We start from the raw sequence: 19,079 nt of genomic DNA, 5'->3' as shown, positions 1-19,079 counted from the left end.
CGCAGCGCCGTGCCTACCATGTCTCTCCGCACCAGCACCTCAACGGTGGGCACGCTTCGCTTTGCCCACCCCACGAACCGCTTTCTTGATTGGCCGCTTCCTCGCAACGGGCTTCTTCGGCGCGACCTTCTTCGACGCCTTCTTGCCCTTGGGTCGCTTCTTCACCTTGGCGCGCTGGGCGGCGGCGAGCGCCGCCCTCGCCCATTGCGCAAGCTCCTGGGAATCGTCGAACAAGCGCGCGGGCAGCTCCCAGTAGGAGTTGACCGTCACGGTCTTGGCGCGGGTCGAGTACTGGAACGGCTTTGAGCCTTCTGTCTCGAAGTCCGGGATGGTCACTTCGTCGGCACGCAAGAACAGACCCGCGCGCAGGGCGAGCGCGAAGTTGGTGCCGTCGGCGGAGATGCCGTAGCCGGAGAACATCTTGCGGATGGTGACGGGGCCGAAATCGGCGAACAGGTCGATCAGGAATTCGCGGTCCATGGCCCCCCTCTCCTCATCGTCGTCCTGGCCTAGTGCGCAATTGCGCACGGGAGCCAGGACCCATTACCCCAGGGAGGAGTTTAGCGAAGACTCGAAGTCACGCTACGCGGCACCGGCACTTCCCACAATCGAGAGATCACGCGGTATGGGTCCTGGCTTTCGCCAGGACGACGGCGGAGTGAAACGAGAGAGCCGGGCCTACCCGTCGATCTTGGCCGGCCGCAGCTCGACCGATTCGCCGCAGCCGCAGGCGGAGACCTGGTTGGGGTTGTTGAAGACGAACTGGGCCTGCATCTTGTCGGCCTTGTAGTCCATCTCGGTGCCGAGCAGGAACAGGACGGCCTTGGGATCGACCAGGATCTTGACGCCCTTGTCCTCGACGACCTCGTCGGTCGGGCGGACATCATGGGCGTACTCGACGGTGTAGGACTGACCGGCGCAGCCGCCGTTCTTCACACCGACGCGCAGGCCGACGATCTCGGAATCGGCGCGCTGGGTCAGCTCGCTGATGCGCTGGGCGGCGGCATCCGTCAGCCGCATCACCTGCGGGCGCGGCCGCCGCGGCTTCGGAGTGGAGGATGCTGGTGTTGCCTGTGTCATGTCAGTGATGTGGTCCGTTGCGGAGCAAATTCAATGCCAGGAATGAAAAGCAGAACGTACGCGTCACCACATGTTGAGCACGAGGCGGGCCTCGTCGCTCATGCGTTCGGGCGTCCAGGGCGGCTCCCAGACGACCTTGACGTCGACCACGCCGACGCCGGGGACGCTGGCGACCGCATTTTCGACCATGGTCGGCAACTCGCCGGCAGCGGGGCAGTTCGGCGTCGTCAGCGTCATCTGAACGTCGACGGAGCGGTCGTCCTTGATCTCGACCTTGTAGATCAGGCCGAGCTCGTAGATGTCGGCCGGAATCTCCGGATCGAACACGGTCTTGAGGCCCGCGATGATCTCGGTGGTCAGCCGCTCGGTTTCCTCCGGCGGCAGCGCCGACCGGGTTTCCATCGGATTGGCTTTGATTTCGGCCGTGTCACTCATGCGAACAAATCCCGCGCCTTCAAAAGCGCCTGTGCCAGATGATCGACTTCTTCCCGCGTATTATACATGCCGAACGAGGCCCGGCATGTAGCCGTCACGTTGAACCGCTCTAAAAGCGGCATCACGCAATGGGTGCCGGCGCGCACCGCGATGCCCTGGCGGTCGATCACGGTGGCGACGTCGTGGGCATGCGCGCCCTTGAGCTCGAAGGAGATCACCGGGCCCTTGCCGCGGGCGGTGCCGATCAGCCGCAGCGAGTTGATCTCGCGCAGCTTCTCCTGGGCGTAGGTGACGAGATCGTGCTCGTGCGCGGCGATGCGCTCCTTGCCGATCGAATTGACGTAGTCGATCGCGGCGCCAAGGCCGACGGCCTCGACGATCGCGGGTGTGCCGGCCTCGAACTTGTGCGGGGGATCGCCGTAGGTGACGACATCGCGCGAGACCTCGCGGATCATCTCGCCGCCGCCGTTATAGGGGCGCATCGCGACGAGATGGTCGTACTTGGCCCAGAGCACGCCGATGCCGGTCGGGCCGTAGACCTTGTGGCCGGTGAAGACGTAGAAGTCGCAGCCGAGATCCTGGACATCGACGGGCATATGCACCGCGCCCTGGCTGCCGTCGACCAGCACGGGGATGCCGCGGGCGTGGGCGATCTTCACGACGTCCTTGATCGGGACGATGGTACCGAGCGCGTTCGACATCTGCGTGATCGCAACCAGCTTGGTCTTCGCCGTCAGGAGCTTCTCGAACTCCTCGATGAGGAAATTGCCCTCGTCGTCGACCGGCGACCATTTGATCACCGCGCCCTGTCTTTCCCTGAGGAAATGCCAGGGCACGATGTTGGAGTGGTGCTCCATGATCGAGATGACGATCTCGTCGCCCTCATTGATGTTCGGCCCGCCCCAGGACGAGGCGACCAGGTTGATGGCCTCCGTCGCGTTGCGGGTGAAGATCACCTCTTCGGTGCGGCCGGCGTTGATGAACTGCGCGACCTTGGTGCGGCCGCCCTCATAGGCTTCGGTCGCGGCGTTGGCGAGGTAATGCAGGCCGCGATGCACGTTGGCGTATTCGCTCGTATAGGCCTGCGTCATGCGGTCGAGCACGACTTGCGGCTTCTGCGCGGAGGCGGCGTTGTCGAGATAGACCAGCGGTTTGCCGTAGACCTGCATGGCCAGCGCCGGGAAATCCTGGCGGACGCGGGCGACGTCGTAGGAGCCGTTCCTGACTGCCGGATGCGTGCTCATGACCGCCGCTCCAGCCAGCGCTCGGCAATGCCGATCACGTGCTCGCGCAAGCCGTCATCGGCGATCTGCTCGATCGCCTCGCCCACGAAGGCCTGGATCAGCAGCGCCTGGGCCTGCTTCTCAGGCAGGCCGCGCGCCTTCAGATAGAACAGCAGGCTGTCGTCCAGCGCGCCGGCGGTGGCGCCGTGGCCGCAGGAGACGTCGTCGGCAAAGATCTCGAGCTCGGGCTTGTTGTCGGCCTCGGCTTCGTCCGAGAGCAGCAGCGCCCGCGTCATCATCTTGCCGTCGGTCTTCTGCGCGTCGGGACGGACGATGATGCGGCCCTGGAACACCGAATGGGCGCGGTCGTCGATCACGGCGCGGAAGATCTCGCGGCTGACGCAATTCGGCACGGCATGGTCCACCACCAGCGTGGTGTCGCCATGCTCGGTCTTCTGCAACAGGTTCACGCCATTGATCGCGAGATCGCTGCCCTCGCCCGCCAGCGTGATGAAGCCCTGGAGGCGGCTGACGGCGGCGCCGCTGGTCATGTTGAAGAAATTGACCTTGGTGTTGGCGCCGACGGTGACGAATTGCGAGGTGATGTTCACCGCGTCAGGCGCGTCGTCCATCAGGCGGATATGCGCGACGTCGGCGTTGTCGCCGATCGTCACGATCACGGCGTCGCTGACCTGGTAGGCCTTTGCACCGGCCGCAACGAAGCTTTCGATGATGGTGGCGCGCGCGCCATTCCCGACCGCGACCTGCGAGCGGGTGAAGGCCGAAGCGGAAGCCGCAGTCGCGATATGAATGATCTGGATCGGCGCGGACAGCTGCGCGCCATCGGCAATCGACAGCACGACGCCGTCGGTCGCCAGCGCTGCGTTCAGCGCGATCACGGCGTCGGTGGACGCCGTCTTCAGGAGAGCGGCATCCTTCTCCAGCGTCTCCCGGAGCGTCTTGAAGCCTACCTCGGAGGCAAGCGCCTTGACGTCGGAAAGGTCGGCCGCGAACACGCCATCGACCAGCACCAGCTTGCGCGCGCCTTCGATCGCGTGCGCCTTCACGGCGTCCGCAGCGCGTTTCAGCGCGGCCGCATCGGGCGCAGCCGCAAGCGGCAACACCTCGCCGACCAGCGCGCGCAGGTCGGTGTATTTCCATTCCTCGATCCGGCGGTGCGGCAGGCCGAGACGCTCATAGGTCTCGAACGCCTCGCGGCGCACTGCTACGACCGCCGGCGAACCAGGCAGGCGGCCTTCGGCGCTGGCGAAGAGATCGCTCACCGCGCGGCCGTTTCCGGTCTTTGCCACAGCAACGTTCATCTCCAACAATCCTTACGCGTCCTCGAACTGGGCGTAGCCGGAATCTTCCAGCTCCAGCGCCAGCTCCTTGCCGCCGCTCTTCACGACGCGGCCCTTCGACATCACGTGCACGAAATCAGGCACGATGTAGTTCAGCAGCCGCTGATAATGGGTGATGACGACCATCGCGCGCTTGGGCGCGCGCAGCGCGTTGACGCCGTCGGCCGCAATCCGCAGCGCGTCGATGTCGAGGCCGGAATCCATCTCGTCGAGAATGCACAGGCTCGGCTCGAACAGCGCCATCTGAAGCACCTCGTTGCGCTTCTTCTCGCCGCCGGAGAAGCCGACATTGACGCCGCGCTTGAGCATGTCCTGCGGGATGTTCAGCGACTTCGAGACTTCGCGGACCTTCTTCAGGAAGTCCGGGGTCGAATATTCGCTCTCGCCGCGCGCCTTGCGCTGCGCGTTCAGCGCGGTGCGCAGGAAGGTCATGGTGGCGACGCCGGGGATTTCCACCGGATACTGGAACGCCAGGAACACGCCCTTCGCGGCGCGCTCGTCCGGGGCCATCTCCAGGAGGTCCTCGCCCTTGAACAGGATCTGGCCGCCGGTGACTTCATAACCGGGCTTGCCGGCGATGACGTGGGAGAGCGTCGACTTGCCGGAGCCGTTCGGCCCCATGATCGCGTGCACCTCGCCTTCGTTCACGGTCAGCGTCAGCCCGTGGAGGATCTCACGCTCCTCGACGCGAACCTGCAGGTCTTTCACTTCAAGCAAAGCCATTTTGGTGTCCAGTCTATTCAAATGATGCATGGAGCGCCGAAGCGCACCGCGAGGGTCGGTGTTAACCGACCGACCCTTCCAGCGAGATCGAGATCAGCTTCTGCGCTTCCACCGCGAACTCCATCGGGAGCTGCTGGAGCACGTCCTTGACGAAGCCGTTGACGACGAGGCCGACGGCTTCCTCTTGCGAAAGGCCGCGCTGGATGCAGTAGAACAGCACGTCCTCGGAGATCTTCGAGGTCGTGGCCTCGTGCTCGAACGTCGCCGAGGAGTTCTTCGCCTCGATATACGGCACGGTGTGCGCGCCGCATTTGTCGCCGATCAGCAGCGAATCGCAGGCCGTGAAGTTGCGCGCGCCGGTGGCTTTCCGGTGCGCGGTCACGAGGCCGCGATAGGTGTTCTGCGATTTGCCCGCCGCGATGCCCTTGGAGATGATGCGGCTCGATGTGTTCTTGCCGAGATGGATCATCTTGGTGCCCGAATCGACCTGCTGGAAGCCGTTCGAGATCGCGATCGAGTAGAATTCGCCGCTGGAATTGTCGCCGCGCAGGATGCAGCTCGGATATTTCCAGGTGATGGCGGAGCCGGTCTCGACCTGGGTCCAGGAGATCTTGGAGCGGTCGCCGCGGCAGTCGCCACGCTTGGTGACGAAATTGTAGATGCCGCCCTTGCCTTCCGAATTGCCGGGATACCAGTTCTGCACCGTCGAATATTTGATCTCGGCGTCATCGTGCGCGACGAGCTCGACCACGGCGGCATGCAGCTGGTTCTCGTCGCGCTGCGGCGCGGTGCAGCCCTCGAGATAGGAGACGTAGGAGCCCTTGTCGGCGATGATCAGCGTGCGCTCGAACTGGCCGGTGTTGCGCTCGTTGATGCGGAAATAGGTCGACAGCTCCATCGGGCAGCGCACGCCCGGCGGCACGTAGACGAACGAGCCGTCGGAGAACACCGCCGAGTTCAGCGTCGCGTAGAAATTGTCTGAGGTCGGAACCACCGAGCCGAGATACTTTTGCACCAGCTCGGGATGCTCGCGGATCGCCTCCGAGATCGGCATGAAGATCACGCCGGCCTTCTTCAGCTCCGCCTTGAAGGTGGTGGCGACCGAGACCGAATCGAACACCGCATCGACCGCGATCTTGCGCCGGGCCGGGTCTTCCTCGCCCACCTTCGGCTCGACGCCTTCGAGCATGGCGACTTCCCGCAGGGGAATGCCGAGCTTCTCGTAGGTCTTCAGGATCTCCGGATCGATCTCGTCGAGCGAGGTGATCGACTTCTTCGGCTTCGGCGCCGAATAGTAATAGAGGTCCTGGAAATCGATCTTGGGATAGTCGACGCGCGCCCAGGTCGGCTCGGTCATGGTCAGCCAGCGCCGATAGGCCTCGAGCCGCCACCGGAGCATCCAGGCGGGTTCGTTCTTCTTTTCGGAGATGAACTTGACGGTCTCTTCCGACAACCCCTTGGGGGCCTTGTCGGACTCGATCAGGGTCTCAAACCCATAACGATACTGATCGACGTCGATGCGCTTCACGCGCTCGACCGTCTCTTGCACGGCTGGCATTCTATCCTCCGCTCGCGGTTTCAAGGACCGCGGTGGATCAAACTCGAACGAGTATTACGATGTTTTCTGGCCGAAAGCACGCGCTTAGAACCATTCAAGCCGTGTTTCGTCGCTTAGTCTCTAAGTAGGGTATTACCGAGCTTTCGCCAAGCCTCTAACGCCCTATTGATGTCGTCCGGTTCTGTAGACCAGCCCAGACTGAGGCGCACCGCTCCCTGGGCCACGGCTGGATCGAATCCCATGGCGGACAGCACGTGGGACGGCTGGACCTTGCCCGAGGAACAGGCGGAGCCGGAGGAAACAGCGATGCCTTCGAGGTCGAAGCCGATCACCGCGGTTTCGGCCTTCAGGCCGTGGGCGGTGAACAGAATGGTATTTGGTAACCGCTCGGTGTCGTCAGAGAAGATCGTCGCTCCAGCAATCGCCCGGATGCCATTTTCCAAGCGATCTCTGAGGCTTGCCATCCGCTTTGCATCCTCCGGAAAAGCCTGAAGCGCAGTCTTCACGGCCGCGCCGAAGCCGGCAATGCCCGCGACATTCTCGGTTCCCGCGCGCCGGTTCAGCTCCTGCCCGCCGCCGCGCAGCACCGGCTCCAGGCCAGCGAGCCCTTCGGCCTCGACCAGCGCCCCGATGCCCTTGGGACCGCCGATCTTGTGTGCAGAAAACGTCGCAAGGTCCGCACCTACCGCATTAATATTGAACGGAATTTTGCCCAGCGCCTGGATCGCGTCGACATGCAGGAGGCCCCCGGCCTCGTGAACGATCCGGGCGGCTTCCGCAACCGGCTGGAGCGCGCCGGTCTCGTTGTTGGCCGCCATGATCGAGACCAGCGCCGGCGGGCCGTCCTTCAGCAGCGCCCTGAGGTGGTCGAGATCGACCACGCCGGCGCGGGTCACGTTGATATGACCGACCTTGTCCGCCGGGAACCGGCCACCCGCCAGCACCGAGGCATGCTCAACGGCGGAGACCAGAAGCCGCTCGACCGGGCCGCCGGATGGCCCCCGCAGACCGGGCGACAGCGCCAGCGCATTGGCCTCGGTTCCAGCGGAGGTGAAGACGACGTTCCGCGGCAACGCCCCCACCGCCGCGGCAAGCGTGACGCGAGCCTCCTCGACCAGCCGCCGCGCCTGTCGCCCCTCGGCATGAACCGAGGACGGATTGCCGATCAGGTCGAAGGCAGCGACCATCGCCGCCCGCGCCTCGGGGCGCAGCGGCGTGGTCGCATTCCAGTCGAGATAGACGCGGCTTGGCATGGCGCCCTCTTAGCACCTTTTATCATCGCGCCAATCGCGAGCCGTCGCAGATCAGGCCGGCTGTTGCCGCGCAATCCCCGCCGCGGAACGGGACTCCATTCGCAATCCGAACAGCGGCCGTAGCCAGGCGATCCGGCGCGCGATCTCGTAGCTGACCAAACACGTGAGCGCGGTACCGGCAATCACGATCACGGCCTCGCTTCCGGCTGACAGCCCGCTGTCCCGCAGCGCGTGCGCAATCACGATAATCGCGGTCTGATGTACGATGTAATAGGGAAAGATCGCATCGGTCAGATAGCGGCGCACGGGGCTGTCGGCCGTCAAATGGCGTCGGGCAAAGCCGAGCACCGCCGCCATCGCCAGCCATTGGTAGCAGCCATAGACCGAGCCGGCGAACCAGCTCAGCATCGGCGACCGCGGGAACAAGCCGGCATAAACGAGGGCGGAGGCGGCGAAGCAGGCGGCTGCAAGCGTCAGCGCCACCCACCGTTGCCGCTCGATGTCGCGCCAGATGCTGTTCTCGCGCGCGAGCAGGAAGCCGATCAGAAACGCGGTCGCATAGTCTGCGTGATTGTACCAGTCGCCGAACAGCGCATGGGTCGACGGGAAGATTGGCGAGAGAAACAGCCGCCAAGCTGCAAACAGCAGGCACGGCAGCAACAGCAGCCATGGTCCGGCGAGCGCGGCCGCCACCCTCTCGCCGATCCAATCCGCGGCTGCCGGCCACAACGCCAGCACGCCGACCAAGACCATGGTGTAGATCCAGAGATAGACCACGAACCAGAGATGGTTCCAGGTCGGCTGTACGATGCAGGGGTTCGGACAGAATTGCGAGCTGAACGCGAGGTAGTGCCGGATGTAAAAATCGACGAAGCCTTCTGGATAGCCGAGGCTCTCGACGATCTGGAGGTAGGATTGCGGCGGCACGATCACGAGCACGCCGAAGATCAGCGGGATCAAGAGCCGCGCCGACCGCGCGCGGGCGAAGGCGGCGAGCCGGTACTTTCCCAGCATGAAGCGGCTGGCGACCCCGGAGACCAGGAACAGCAACGACAGCCGCCAGGGATTGAGGAATAGCATTACGGGCTCGAGCCAGGTCAGCCGATGCAGGCTCTTGATGTGAAATCCCCACGACACGTAGAGCATGCCGACGTGGTAGAAGATCAACAGCCCGAAGGCTAAAATCCGCACCCAATCCAGATCGATGCGCCGTTCCGAGATCGAAATTTGCTGCGGTGTTGACATGGTGTTCTGCTCCTTCACGGGACGACAAACGCGGTTTTCGGGCCATGGCTGACGGCCAAAATGCCCCCGAAACGAAGCGCGTCGAGACGGTTTGGGATCAGGACCGGGCGCGCGGGGACGAGGCGTCGGCGCCCGGGACAAGCGGTTGGCGCGGCGGGATCAGCGGCGGCGATTGGACGATTTTCGGTGCGATCGCGGCCGTCGCGTTCGCCATCGGAATCGTCAATGCACTCTCCGGCGCGCAGGACGCCGCCTGGCGCGGCGACAGCTATGACATTGGCCGGCGACTGTTCTGGGAACTGTCGAGCATCATCGTCATCCTGCTGCTGGTGCCGATCCTAGTGCTGGCCGTCCGGCGCATGCGCCAGCCACGGGGGCTGGCGATACGCATCGGAATCGCTGCGGTCGCCCTGCTCGGCTTCTCGGCCCTCCACATCACCGGAATGGTCTGGGTCCGGAAGCTCGCGCTCGGGCTCGCGGGAAGCGCCTACGACTTCCATTTCTCGCTCGCGGTGATCCTGTACGAGTTCCGCAAGGATGCCGTGACCGCTTCGCTGCTCGGAGCAACACTCTGGCTGATCGAAAGCCGACGAGAGCTGAGGAAGGCCGCGCGCGCGGCGATGTTTATGCCTGCCGCTCCACTGGAGCAGCCGCCCCCCGGTTTGATCTGGCTCCGGGACGGCGCCAGCCGTATTCGCGTCGCACCGCGCGACATCCTGTGGGTCGCCTCCGCCGGCAATTACATCGAATACAGCCTCGCCGACGGCACCCAGCGCCTGATCCGCGGCACGCTCGCCGCGACCGAAAGCGACCTCGCCCGCTTCGCCATCGTGCGCGTTCACCGGACAAGGCTCGCCAATCTCGACCGGGTGCGTGGCGTGGAGTTCAAGCCGTCAGGGGATTTCGAGCTCACCTTCGACACCGGGCAGACGCTGGGAGGCAGCCGCCGCTACCGGCCCGCGGTCGCCTCGCTCGGAGACCGCACCGCCTTGCGTGAATCGCCTCCGGAGGCGCCCGACAGCCGATAAACAATCGTGATTCCAATTGGTTGTCGGCGCAATGGCGCTCCTCGTCATCACCTTGTTCGATCTCGGCCGCTGTTGGCGTGACATGCGGACGACAGGTTAAGCTCTTGAGCCCATTGCGATATGTCGAAGATGCTTGCTTTTTGACCCACGCCTCATGTTAGAACGCGCGCGTCAGTTCACCGCGCGCCGCTCGCGCATCATCCGAGGGCGCCACCGCTTCCTTCCATTCGCGCTTTCGTCGGCATCACTGTCGATGAGGCCACAATCGGTTGATTGCCAAGGACCGCTTCTCCACGGAATCAACCAAGAGATCATCGATGCCTGAAGTTATTTTCGCCGGCCCCGCCGGCCGTCTCGAAGGCCGCTACCACCCGGCCAAGCAGAAGAACGCGCCGATCGCGATGATCCTGCATCCGCATCCGCAGTTTCACGGCACGATGAACCATCAGATCGTGTACCAGTGCTACTACGCTTTCGCGCACCGCGGCTTTTCGGTGCTGCGCTTCAATTTCCGCGGCGTCGGCCGCAGCCAGGGCTCGTTCGACCATGGCACCGGCGAATTGTCGGATGCGGCGGCAGCGCTCGACTGGGCGCAGACCATCAACCCCGAAGCGCGTGCCTGCTGGGTCGCCGGCTTCTCCTTCGGCGCCTGGATCGGCATGCAGCTCCTGATGCGCCGTCCCGAGGTCGAGGGCTTCATCTCGATCGCGCCGCCCGCCAACCTCTATGACTTCTCCTTCCTCGCGCCCTGCCCGTCCTCGGGCCTGATCGTGCATGGCGAGAAGGACGCGGTGGTGCCGCCCAAGGACGTCAACACGCTGGTCGAGAAGCTGAAGACGCAGAAGGGCATCGTGATCGACCAGCAGGTCATCCCCGGCGCCAACCACTTCTTCGACGCCAAGCTCGAGCCGCTGATGGAAACCATCACGGCCTATCTGGACATGCGTCTGGCGAACGTGCGCTGAGGCCCCAAATGGGCTCGTTCGTCGCCTTGCTGCGTGCCGTGAATGTCGGCGGCACCGGCAAGCTGGCGATGAGCGAGCTCAAGGCGATGTGTGAGGATCTCGGCTTTGCCGCCGTGCGCACCTATATCGCCAGCGGCAACGTCGTCTTCACCAGCCGCAAATCAGAAGCTGCGATCAAGAGCGCACTCGAACAGCGCCTCCATGCCTACGCCGGTGCGCCGGTTGGCGTGCTTGTGCGCAGCGCCGCCGAAATGGCGCAAGTCGCGACCGACAATCCCTTTCCGAAAGCCGCGCCCAACCGCACGGTTGCGATCTTCCTCGACAAGGCTCCGCCCGCGGATGCGCTGTCCGGGATTCGCGGCCAGAAGAACGAGGAGCTGCGCCTCGGCTGCCGCGAGATCTACGTCCACTATGGCGACGGCATGGGGACATCGAAGCTCGTCATCCCCGCCGCGAAAACCGGCACCGCGCGTAACATGAATACGATCGCGACGCTGGCGAGGATGGCCGCGGAGCTCTAGGCCAGCTTCAGCGCGGCGATCCCTGTCAGCACCAGCACGATACCGGCGATCTTCATTGCACTCAGGGTCTCGCCGAACAGCACCACGCCCATGACGAAGGTGCCGGCAGCACCAATGCCGGTCCAGACCGAATAGGCGACGCCGACCTCGAGCACCTTCAGCGCGCGTCCGAGCAGGAACACGAAGGCCGCGAGCAGCGCGAGCGACGCGATGCTCCAGCCCGGCCGCGTGTAGCCTTCCGCATATTTCATCGAGATCGCCCAGCCGACATCGAGCACGCCGGCGATCACCAGCATGAGCCAGGCCAATGATGGTGACATCGGTGCGGGCTCAGGCCGCGAGCTTGAGCAGGTGCGCGTCGTGGCGCACGAGGAAGGCGCGGAGCAATTGCGGATAGTCCGCTCCGACCGCGCTCCGCACGCTCGGACGCTTCGTAAGCTCAGTCCGCCACGCCCGCACCTTCGGCACATCCCTGAAGATGCCGAGCTCGGTCAGGTCGTCGAACACGTCGAAATAGCGGAAGATCGGGGCGAACACCGCATCGACCAGGCTGAACTGCGCGCCGGCGAAGAACGGACCTGTGCCGAGCGCAGCCTCAACCCGTGCGAACTTCGCGGCAAGCGCCTGACGCTTGCTCTCGAACGTCGCGGGATCGGTCGTCGTCTCCAGCCCCCAGAGATCGCCGAGGATCGCCGAACCGAACTCCATCCAGGCGCGGTGCTCGGCACGGCTCAGCGCATCCGCCGGATGCAGCTTCGCGCCCGCTTGCGTCTCCTCGATGTATTCGCAGATCACGTTGCTCTCGAACAGCGCGACCTCGCCCTTGTCGGTCGTCACCACCAGCACCGGCACCTTGCCGAGCGGCGACAGTTTGAGAAACCAGTCGGGCTTGTTGGCGAGATCGATGTCGACGCGCTCGAACGGCACGCCCTTCTCTTTGAGCGCGATCACCGCGCGCTGCACATAGGGGCAAAGCTTGTGGCTGATCAGTTTGAGCGAAGCGGTCATGGCCAATCCCGGCGGTTGGATGCAACTGCACCCACAATAGATGCATTTGCATCTATCCGTCAAGATACATGCACTTGCATTAACCGACCTTGTTTTTAAGGCCTGGACCTCAGGGCCGCGCGATCACCCCGCCCGTCATCGGCATCGGCACGCCCGTGGTAGCCGGATAGGACAGCGGCAGGCCCTTCAGCCCACGCGCGGCGAGGAAGCCGAACGCTTGGGCCTCGATGGCGTCGGAGGCCCATCCGAGGGCCTCGGCGGCCTCGACGGTGGCCGACCCCACCCGCTCCCGCAACATCCGCAGCATGGTGAGGTTGCGGGCGCCGCCGCCGCAGACGATCCAGCTTCGCGGCCGCCGCGGCAGCAGCGGAATGATGCGGGCGATGGCGGCCGCGGTGAAAGCTGTCAGCGTCGCGGCGCCGTCGGCCGGCGGCACGTCGCCAAGTTTCAGCGCGGCAAAATCGTTACGGTCGAGCGATTTTGGCGGCGGCAGCGCGAAGAACGGTAATTCCAGCGCCCGCGCGATCCAGGCCTCATCCGCCTTGCCGAGCGCGGCGAACTTGCCCTCCGTGTCGAACGCCTGGTTCATGGTGCGGTACATGAAATCGTCGAGCAGCGCGTTGCCGGGCCCGGTATCGCAGGCGATCAACGTGTCGTTGCCGTCGATATAGGTGATGTTCGAGACGCCGCCGATATTGACCACGACGATCGGCCCTTCGCGCTCGAGCGATTGCGCCAGCGCCCGGTGGTAGACCGGCACGAAGGGCGCGCCCTGCCCGCCGGCCTCGACGTCGGCGGCGCGGAAGTCGTGCATCACGGGGATATGGATCGCCCTGGCCAGCGCCGGCGCGTCGCCGATCTGCACCGTCAGCCGCTTCTCGGGCCGATGCAGCACGGTCTGGCCGTGAAAGCCGACGATGTCGATGTCCTCCGGCCTCATCCGGTTCTGGGCCACGAAGGCGGCGACGGCTTCGGCATGCGCCTGCGTCACTGCGCGTTCGGCCTCGGCCAGTATCCCCGGCCGGGCATCGCGCCGCGTCAGGTGCACGGCCTCGCTCAGCGCCTGGCGCAGCAGGTTGCGCTCGACCGGGCTGTAGGGCCGGTAGCCGGACGGACCGAACGCCTTCACTTGCTTTCCGTCGGTTTCGATCAGCGCGACATCGACCCCGTCCAGCGAGGTGCCGCTCATCAAACCGAGTGCCGTCAACATCATGGATCAGCGTCCTCAATACCCCTCTGGCATGCCGATCTTGTGCCAGAGGGACACATCTTATAATGCCACAGCGCCAAGTGGCGGGCAGCCATCGAGTTCCCACGGAAGACCGTTAAATTGCTCCCGAAACAGTAAACCAAGAATTGTCAGGCACGCCGACAGATGACTGCATTTAAATCGGATTTCCTCAATATCCTGCAGGAACGTGGATTCATCCATCAATGCTCCGATTTCGAGGGGCTGGACGCGCTCGCCGCCAAGGGCGAGGCCACCGCCTATGTCGGCTACGATTGCACCGCCCGCTCGCTGCATATCGGCAACTACCTGACCATGATGATGCTGCACTGGCTCCAGCAGTCCGGCAACAAGCCGATCACCCTGATGGGCGGCGGCACCACCATGGTCGGCGATCCCTCCGGCAAGGACGAGACGCGTGCGATGCGCACCGTCGCCGAGATCGAGGCCAACAAGGAATCGATCCGCGGCGTGTTCGCAAAGGTGCTGCGTTACGGCGACGGCAAGAGCGACGCCATCATGCTCGACAATGCGGAGTGGCTGACCAAGCTGAACTGGATCGAGATGCTGCGCGACGTCGGCCGGCACTTTTCGGTCAACCGCATGCTGACCATGGACTCCGTCCGGCTGCGCCTCGAGCGCGAGCAGGAGATGAGCTTCATCGAGTTCAACTACATGGTCTGCCAGGCCTACGACTTCGTCGAGCTCGCCAAGCGCACCGGCTGCAAATTGCAGATGGGCGGCTCGGACCAGTGGGGCAACATCATCATGGGCGTCGACCTCGGCCGCCGCATGGGCACGCACCAGTTGTTCGCGCTGACGACGCCGCTGCTGACGACGGCCTCCGGCGCCAAGATGGGCAAGACCGCGCAAGGCGCGGTGTGGCTCAACGCCGACCAGTTCTCGCCGTACGACTTCTGGCAGTACTGGCGCAACACCGAGGACGCCGACGTCGGCAAATTCCTGAAGCTGTTCACGACGCTGCCGATGAGCGAGATCGGCAAGCTCGAGGCGCTCGGCGGCTCGGAGATCAACGAGGCCAAGAAGGTGCTCGCCACCGAGGCGACCGCGCTCTTGCACGGCCGTGACGCAGCGAATGAGGCGGCTGAAACCGCGCGCCGCACCTTCGAGGAAGGCGCGCTCGCCGAAAGTCTGCCAACGGTGGAAATTCCGCGCGGCGAGCTCGACGCCGGCTTCGGCGTGCTCAACGCCTTCGTCAAGGCGGGCCTCGTTGCCTCCAACGGTGAGGCGCGGCGCCAGATCAAGGGCGGCGGCCTGCGCGTCAACGACGAACCCGTCACCGACGACAAGATGGCGCTCTCGGCGGCCCATCTGACGCCTGAGGGCGTGATCAAGCTGTCGTTCGGCAAGAAGAAGCACATCCTCATCAAGCCTGCATAGGCGTATGAGCTTTTCGCTGCTTGTCAGGGCGCGCCGAAGCGCGCTCCCTGACCGGCAATGGATCAGAAGACGCCCAGGGAATCGCGCAAGGATGGCGTCGCGGCGACGCCGGAAGGCGCCGTGCGCGTCGCACTCACCGTGCTCGCACTCTGCTTCACGTTGGCCGTGCTGGGCCGTGGGCTCGGCGACAGTTTTACGGTATTCCTGAAGCCGATCTCGGAAAGCTTTGGCTGGGACCGCGCACAGATCGTCTCGGTCTATTCGCTCACATGGCTCGCCAGCGGCCTCACCGCCCCCTTCGTCGGACGGCTGTTCGATCATTCCGGACCGCGCATCGTCTATGCGCTCGGGCTATCGCTGCTCGGCGCGGCATTCCTGGTTGCGGCGCACGCACAGCACCTGTGGCAGTTCCAGCTCTCGATCGGCCTCTGTGTCGGCATCGGCGTCGCCTTCATCGGCATCGTGCCGAACTCGATCCTGCTCGGTCGCTGGTTCGGGCCGCGCCTCCCGACCGCGATGTCGGTGGTGTATTCGGCCATGGGCGGCGGCGTGCTGGCGCTACTGCCGGCCTCGCAACTGCTGATCGACCATCTCGGCTGGCGCGGCACCTACCAGCTGTTCGGCTTTGCAGCATTGGGCCTGCTGGTGCCGCTGCTGCTGCTGCCGTGGCGGCTGTTCGCCACGGGCTCGCCGCATGTGGTGAAGAGGACCGATCCTGACTTCATCGACAACGGCTGGACGCTTCTCGGCGCGATGCGCCATCACGCCTTCTGGGCGCTGTTCTCGACCTTCTTCTTCACCGCCGTCGGCATGTACGCGATCGCCGCGCAGATCGTGGCCTATCTGATCGACGCAGGCTTCCCGCCGCTCCAGGCCGCGACGGCCTGGGGCTTCTCCGGCGTCGTGCTTGTGTTCGGCATGTTGGGGGTCTCCGCGCTCGACGGCCTGATCGGGCGCAGGCCTTCCGTGCTGTTGAGCTACGCGATCTCGATCCTCGGCATCGCCCTGCTCTGGCTGCTGCAATACGTCCCCAACATCCTGGTGCTCAGCGGATTCGTCGTCTGCTTCGGCAGCATGATGGGCTCGCGCGGCCCGCTGATCAGCGCGACCGCGATGCGGATCTTTCAGGGCAAGCGGGTCGGCACGATCTACGGCACCATTTCGATCGGCAGCGGGCTGGGCTCGGCGTTCGGCTCCTGGAGCGGTGGCCTGATCCACGACGCGACCCACGGCTACAACGCGTTGCTCGCCTTCGCACTTGCGAGTGTGGTGCTCGGGATGATTCCATTCCTGGTTGTCCCCGCCTTGCGGCGGTAGGTATGTCCGAGGTAACCTGCACCCCTCCGCGCCACCGGGAAATTACGGGCTCGCGCGACATGGCCACCCGCGAATAATCCGAACTCGCCGCGCTTTACGGCGTTTTGTCCGACATGACGAAAAAGTCAGCGCGGATTCCGCGCCTACAGCTTGCAGGGTGGAACCGAATGCGATTCAAGTCGCTTGGGAATTGTGGATGGAAGGGCGCAAATCATGAACTTCAACTATCTCTCTCGCTATCAACCGGCTCTGCTGAGCCTGTTTCGTTTCGTCACCGGACTGCTGCTGTTCCAGTACGGCGTCGCAAAACTGTTCAAGTTTCCGGCGCTTCCCTACTTCGCCGACATTCCGCCGCTGATCTACGCGGCCGGCGCGCTTGAGCTGGTGCTCGGCGCGGCCCTGATGCTCGGCCTGTTCACGCGGATCACGGCGTTCATCCTGTCGGGCGAAATGGCCTTCGCCTACTTCATGGGCCACATGCTCAAGACCGGCTCGCCGGTGTTCCTGCCACTGCTCAATGGCGGTACCGCCGCGATCCTGTTCTGCTTCGCCTGCCTCTATCTCTCGGCAGCCGGGGGCGGCTCGATCAGCGTCGATGCCGTCATGGGCAAGGAGAGCGACGCATCCGGCGAGGCCTACGCCCGGCGCTGACGCGCCCGCGGATCAATCCGCAAGCAGGACGGCACCCGCAGATCTGCCGGTGCCGTCCTAGCGCGCTCCCAGCACGTTCCAGATGAGAACGAGGGCCGCGACGAGCAGCACGGACATGATGATGCGATGAACGAATCGATTCATTGCAGGTCCTGCCAGGCTCTGTAGCCACCAAAGTCCAAGATCGATTTTTTCCAGCGCATGAACCGGTGCCTCCCGGCGCGTGGCGGTTTGCCTGCACGGTTGCGCACAAGCCTGCGAATGCCGTTCCGCGCGGCAGGCCGCCGCATGCCTCCATTCATGATTGGTAAGAACTTCATGCTACCGATGCGAGCAATAATAACCATTCCGTAGAGGCTGCGATGAAGCTGCTGAGTCATCTGAAGATCCGCACCAAGCTGGCCAGCATGGTCTGCCTCGCGGCGCTCACTGTCACGGCCATCATCGGGGTATCGACCGTTCTCAGCAAGAGCCGCATGATGGAGGACCGCGTCCAGCAGATGCGGACCGCGGTGGAGCTCCTCTACAACTACGCGCAATCGCTCCAGGACGAGGTGACCGCCGGCAAGCTGACGCAGGCCGAGGCCAAGGCCCTGTTCCACCAGCGCGGCCGTCGCATGAGCTTCAATAGCGGCCAGGGCTATCCGGTGGTCTACAATCAGGACACGTCCCTGATGGTGAACGGCGCCAATCAGCAGCTCGAAGGCAAGATCACGGGCGCCAAGGACTCCAATGGCGTGCTGATCGCCGACGCCATCCTCAAGGCTGCCGACCAGGCCGCGCCGGGCGGCGTGACCTCCTATCTCTATCCCCGCCCCGGCCAGACCGAGCCGGTCCGCAAGACCGTGTTCGCGCGCAAGTTCGCGCCCTGGAACGTGACCATCAGCTACGGCCTCTATGTCGACGATATCGATGCCGACGTGCGCGCGCTGACGCTGGAGCTCGCCGTCATCGGCGTCGGCCTGATGCTGCTGATGGCGACGCTGTCCTGGCTGATCGCCCGCGACGTGCTCGGCGCGCTCGACCGCCAGAAGAACCGCATGCAGGCGATTTCCGAAGGCGCCATCGACAAGCCGGTCGAGGAGACCGGCCGCGGCGACGAGATCGGCCGCATGGCCGAGACGCTCGAAGTGCTCCGGCAGACCGCGCTCACGGCGCGCAACCTCGAGGCCGAGCAGGTCGCCGCCAAGACCCGCAGCGAGCAGGAGAAGCGCGACGCCCTGATCGCACTCGCCGACCGCTTCGATGCGTCCGTCGGCCAGCTCGTCGGCCTGATGGCCTCGGGCTCCGGTGAACTCGAGACCACCGCCAAGTCGATGTCGTCCACCGCCGAAGGCACCAACCGCCGCGCCGCATTGGTCGGCTCGGCCGCCACCGAAGCCAGCCAGCGCGTCCAGACCGTCGCGGCCGCCGCCGAGGAGCTCTCCTCCTCGATCACCGAGATCAGCCGCCAGGTCGCGCAATCGGCCGAGGTCACCGGCCGCGCCGTGGACAACGCCCGCCGCACCGACACCATCGTCCGCGCACTCTCGGACGGTGCTCAGCAGATCGAGCATGTCGCCGAGCTGATCTCCAGCATCGCGGCGCAGACCAATCTGCTCGCGCTCAACGCCACCATCGAGGCCGCGCGCGCCGGTGAAGCCGGCCGCGGCTTTGCCGTCGTCGCCTCCGAGGTGAAGTCGCTCGCAAGCCAGACCGCCGAGGCCACCCGCGAGATCGGCGACAAGATCGCCCAGATCCAGGGCGCGACCAAGGAGGCCGTGGACGCCATCGGCGGCATCACCGCCACCATCGAGGAAGTCAGCCGGATCGCCACCTCGATCGGCGCGGCCATCGAGGAGCAAGGCGCCGCCACCGCCGAGATCGCGCGCAGCGTCTCGCAGACCGCGGAGGCGACCAAGGAGGTCACCACCAATATCGGCGGCGTCAGCACCGCGGCGAACGAGACCGGCAACGCCGCCGGCATGGTGCTCGCGGCGGCCAGCAGCCTCTCCAAGCAGGCCGAGCAGCTCTCGGGCGAAGTCGGCACCTTCCTGGCAGGCGTGCGCGCGGCGTAAGTTTCCGGACGCCTAAACCTCCGCA

At 64.8% G+C, this 19,079-nt stretch carries 20 protein-coding genes; 7 read left to right on the top strand and 13 right to left on the bottom strand.

Translation table 11 applies throughout. The features are described 5' to 3' along the window. Positions 1–39: 39 nt before the first annotated feature. The 9 genes from ACE10W_RS19000 to ACE10W_RS18960 form a co-directional block, all read right to left on the bottom strand. Positions 40–480, bottom strand: coding sequence for a TfoX/Sxy family protein (locus tag ACE10W_RS19000; protein WP_271557359.1), 441 nt, complete (start codon positions 478–480; stop codon positions 40–42). A 198-nt stretch (positions 481–678) separates the two neighbouring features. Further along, a complete protein-coding gene (locus ACE10W_RS18995; protein ID WP_014495548.1) occupies positions 679–1,020 on the bottom strand; it encodes an iron-sulfur cluster assembly accessory protein in 342 nt (113 codons plus the stop codon). A gap of 123 nt (positions 1,021–1,143) precedes the next feature. Continuing rightward, positions 1,144–1,515: an SUF system Fe-S cluster assembly protein gene (locus tag ACE10W_RS18990; RefSeq protein ID WP_011087115.1), complete on the bottom strand. Its 372-nt coding sequence runs from the start codon at positions 1,513–1,515 to the stop codon at positions 1,144–1,146. After that, a complete protein-coding gene (locus ACE10W_RS18985) occupies positions 1,512–2,759 on the bottom strand; it encodes a cysteine desulfurase (protein ID WP_375762670.1) in 1,248 nt (415 codons plus the stop codon). The genes ACE10W_RS18990 and ACE10W_RS18985 overlap by 4 nt, the downstream gene beginning before the upstream one ends. Then, positions 2,756–4,060 (bottom strand): Fe-S cluster assembly protein SufD, encoded by a 1,305-nt coding sequence (gene sufD, locus ACE10W_RS18980; protein WP_271557355.1) that lies wholly within the window; start codon positions 4,058–4,060, stop codon positions 2,756–2,758. The genes ACE10W_RS18985 and sufD overlap by 4 nt, the downstream gene beginning before the upstream one ends. 12 nt (positions 4,061–4,072) lie before the next feature. Beyond that, the gene (gene sufC, locus ACE10W_RS18975) at positions 4,073–4,822 is read right to left on the bottom strand and encodes a Fe-S cluster assembly ATPase SufC (RefSeq protein WP_028171266.1); all 750 of its coding nucleotides are present in this window, start codon (positions 4,820–4,822) and stop codon (positions 4,073–4,075) included. Between the two features lie 61 nt (positions 4,823–4,883). After that, the gene (sufB, locus tag ACE10W_RS18970) at positions 4,884–6,380 is read right to left on the bottom strand and encodes a Fe-S cluster assembly protein SufB (RefSeq protein ID WP_271557350.1); all 1,497 of its coding nucleotides are present in this window, start codon (positions 6,378–6,380) and stop codon (positions 4,884–4,886) included. A gap of 113 nt (positions 6,381–6,493) precedes the next feature. Beyond that, on the bottom strand, positions 6,494–7,633 hold the full coding sequence (locus tag ACE10W_RS18965; RefSeq protein WP_271557348.1) for a cysteine desulfurase family protein: 1,140 nt from the start codon (positions 7,631–7,633) through the stop codon (positions 6,494–6,496). A gap of 51 nt (positions 7,634–7,684) precedes the next feature. Further along, complete coding sequence (locus ACE10W_RS18960; RefSeq protein WP_271557346.1) at positions 7,685–8,878, bottom strand: acyltransferase family protein; 1,194 nt, start codon at positions 8,876–8,878, stop codon at positions 7,685–7,687. A gap of 44 nt (positions 8,879–8,922) precedes the next feature. Here ACE10W_RS18960 and ACE10W_RS18955 point away from each other — a divergent pair, with 44 nt between their 5' ends. From ACE10W_RS18955 to ACE10W_RS18945, 3 genes are all read left to right on the top strand, one after another. Further along, entirely contained in the window at positions 8,923–9,906 is a 984-nt protein-coding gene (locus tag ACE10W_RS18955) for a LytTR family DNA-binding domain-containing protein (RefSeq protein ID WP_375762669.1), read from the top strand. A gap of 317 nt (positions 9,907–10,223) precedes the next feature. After that, on the top strand, positions 10,224–10,871 hold the full coding sequence (locus ACE10W_RS18950; protein WP_008143006.1) for an alpha/beta hydrolase: 648 nt from the start codon (positions 10,224–10,226) through the stop codon (positions 10,869–10,871). 8 nt (positions 10,872–10,879) lie between these two features. Next, a complete protein-coding gene (locus ACE10W_RS18945; RefSeq protein ID WP_271557339.1) occupies positions 10,880–11,392 on the top strand; it encodes a DUF1697 domain-containing protein in 513 nt (170 codons plus the stop codon). On the opposite strand, the gene ACE10W_RS18940 is transcribed toward ACE10W_RS18945, so the two are convergent. From ACE10W_RS18940 to ACE10W_RS18930, 3 genes are all read right to left on the bottom strand, one after another. Next, positions 11,389–11,712: a multidrug efflux SMR transporter gene (locus ACE10W_RS18940; RefSeq protein WP_011087106.1), complete on the bottom strand. Its 324-nt coding sequence runs from the start codon at positions 11,710–11,712 to the stop codon at positions 11,389–11,391. The two genes, ACE10W_RS18945 and ACE10W_RS18940, sit on opposite strands and share 4 nt — an antisense overlap. A gap of 10 nt (positions 11,713–11,722) precedes the next feature. Next, positions 11,723–12,400, bottom strand: coding sequence for a glutathione S-transferase family protein (locus ACE10W_RS18935; RefSeq protein ID WP_161535047.1), 678 nt, complete (start codon positions 12,398–12,400; stop codon positions 11,723–11,725). Positions 12,401–12,509: 109 nt separating this feature from the next. Next, positions 12,510–13,613 (bottom strand): anhydro-N-acetylmuramic acid kinase, encoded by a 1,104-nt coding sequence (locus ACE10W_RS18930; RefSeq protein ID WP_060911847.1) that lies wholly within the window; start codon positions 13,611–13,613, stop codon positions 12,510–12,512. Positions 13,614–13,775: 162 nt separating this feature from the next. Here ACE10W_RS18930 and tyrS point away from each other — a divergent pair, with 162 nt between their 5' ends. The 3 genes from tyrS to ACE10W_RS18915 all read left to right on the top strand — a co-directional run bounded on the left by tyrS (position 13,776) and on the right by ACE10W_RS18915 (position 16,997). Then, positions 13,776–15,029, top strand: a complete 1,254-nt coding sequence (gene tyrS / locus ACE10W_RS18925; RefSeq protein ID WP_271557331.1) for a tyrosine--tRNA ligase — start codon at positions 13,776–13,778, stop codon at positions 15,027–15,029. 57 nt (positions 15,030–15,086) lie between these two features. Continuing rightward, positions 15,087–16,346: an MFS transporter gene (locus tag ACE10W_RS18920; protein WP_271557329.1), complete on the top strand. Its 1,260-nt coding sequence runs from the start codon at positions 15,087–15,089 to the stop codon at positions 16,344–16,346. A 213-nt stretch (positions 16,347–16,559) separates the two neighbouring features. Continuing rightward, positions 16,560–16,997, top strand: coding sequence for a DoxX family protein (locus ACE10W_RS18915; protein WP_271557328.1), 438 nt, complete (start codon positions 16,560–16,562; stop codon positions 16,995–16,997). 140 nt (positions 16,998–17,137) lie between these two features. Here the strand turns inward: ACE10W_RS18915 and ACE10W_RS18910 are convergent, their stop codons facing one another. Beyond that, complete coding sequence (locus ACE10W_RS18910; protein ID WP_133415017.1) at positions 17,138–17,377, bottom strand: hypothetical protein; 240 nt, start codon at positions 17,375–17,377, stop codon at positions 17,138–17,140. Here ACE10W_RS18910 and ACE10W_RS18905 point away from each other — a divergent pair. Beyond that, positions 17,360–19,054: a methyl-accepting chemotaxis protein gene (locus ACE10W_RS18905; RefSeq protein WP_271557326.1), complete on the top strand. Its 1,695-nt coding sequence runs from the start codon at positions 17,360–17,362 to the stop codon at positions 19,052–19,054. The two genes, ACE10W_RS18910 and ACE10W_RS18905, sit on opposite strands and share 18 nt — an antisense overlap. Positions 19,055–19,079: the final 25 nt, after the last annotated feature.

Source organism: Bradyrhizobium sp. B025 (assembly GCF_042257955.1).
In the GTDB taxonomy this organism is placed as follows: Bacteria; Pseudomonadota; Alphaproteobacteria; order Rhizobiales; family Xanthobacteraceae; genus Bradyrhizobium; species Bradyrhizobium diazoefficiens.
Note: the sequence above shows the minus strand (reverse complement) of the source record. Positions and strands in the feature narration are given on the sequence as shown.

Coding starts and splice junctions, on each gene's coding strand:
- ACE10W_RS19000 (WP_271557359.1), bottom strand. CDS start 480: ATGGACCGCGAATTCCTGATCGACCTGTTCGCCGATTTCGGCCCCGTC.
- ACE10W_RS18995 (WP_014495548.1), bottom strand. CDS start 1,020: ATGCGGCTGACGGATGCCGCCGCCCAGCGCATCAGCGAGCTGACCCAG.
- ACE10W_RS18990 (WP_011087115.1), bottom strand. CDS start 1,515: ATGAGTGACACGGCCGAAATCAAAGCCAATCCGATGGAAACCCGGTCG.
- ACE10W_RS18985 (WP_375762670.1), bottom strand. CDS start 2,759: ATGAGCACGCATCCGGCAGTCAGGAACGGCTCCTACGACGTCGCCCGC.
- sufD (WP_271557355.1), bottom strand. CDS start 4,060: ATGAACGTTGCTGTGGCAAAGACCGGAAACGGCCGCGCGGTGAGCGAT.
- sufC (WP_028171266.1), bottom strand. CDS start 4,822: ATGGCTTTGCTTGAAGTGAAAGACCTGCAGGTTCGCGTCGAGGAGCGT.
- sufB (WP_271557350.1), bottom strand. CDS start 6,380: ATGCCAGCCGTGCAAGAGACGGTCGAGCGCGTGAAGCGCATCGACGTC.
- ACE10W_RS18965 (WP_271557348.1), bottom strand. CDS start 7,633: ATGCCAAGCCGCGTCTATCTCGACTGGAATGCGACCACGCCGCTGCGC.
- ACE10W_RS18960 (WP_271557346.1), bottom strand. CDS start 8,878: ATGTCAACACCGCAGCAAATTTCGATCTCGGAACGGCGCATCGATCTG.
- ACE10W_RS18955 (WP_375762669.1), top strand. CDS start 8,923: ATGGCTGACGGCCAAAATGCCCCCGAAACGAAGCGCGTCGAGACGGTT.
- ACE10W_RS18950 (WP_008143006.1), top strand. CDS start 10,224: ATGCCTGAAGTTATTTTCGCCGGCCCCGCCGGCCGTCTCGAAGGCCGC.
- ACE10W_RS18945 (WP_271557339.1), top strand. CDS start 10,880: ATGGGCTCGTTCGTCGCCTTGCTGCGTGCCGTGAATGTCGGCGGCACC.
- ACE10W_RS18940 (WP_011087106.1), bottom strand. CDS start 11,712: ATGTCACCATCATTGGCCTGGCTCATGCTGGTGATCGCCGGCGTGCTC.
- ACE10W_RS18935 (WP_161535047.1), bottom strand. CDS start 12,400: ATGACCGCTTCGCTCAAACTGATCAGCCACAAGCTTTGCCCCTATGTG.
- ACE10W_RS18930 (WP_060911847.1), bottom strand. CDS start 13,613: ATGATGTTGACGGCACTCGGTTTGATGAGCGGCACCTCGCTGGACGGG.
- tyrS (WP_271557331.1), top strand. CDS start 13,776: ATGACTGCATTTAAATCGGATTTCCTCAATATCCTGCAGGAACGTGGA.
- ACE10W_RS18920 (WP_271557329.1), top strand. CDS start 15,087: ATGGATCAGAAGACGCCCAGGGAATCGCGCAAGGATGGCGTCGCGGCG.
- ACE10W_RS18915 (WP_271557328.1), top strand. CDS start 16,560: ATGAACTTCAACTATCTCTCTCGCTATCAACCGGCTCTGCTGAGCCTG.
- ACE10W_RS18905 (WP_271557326.1), top strand. CDS start 17,360: ATGAAGCTGCTGAGTCATCTGAAGATCCGCACCAAGCTGGCCAGCATG.
- ACE10W_RS18910 (WP_133415017.1), bottom strand. CDS start 17,377: ATGACTCAGCAGCTTCATCGCAGCCTCTACGGAATGGTTATTATTGCT.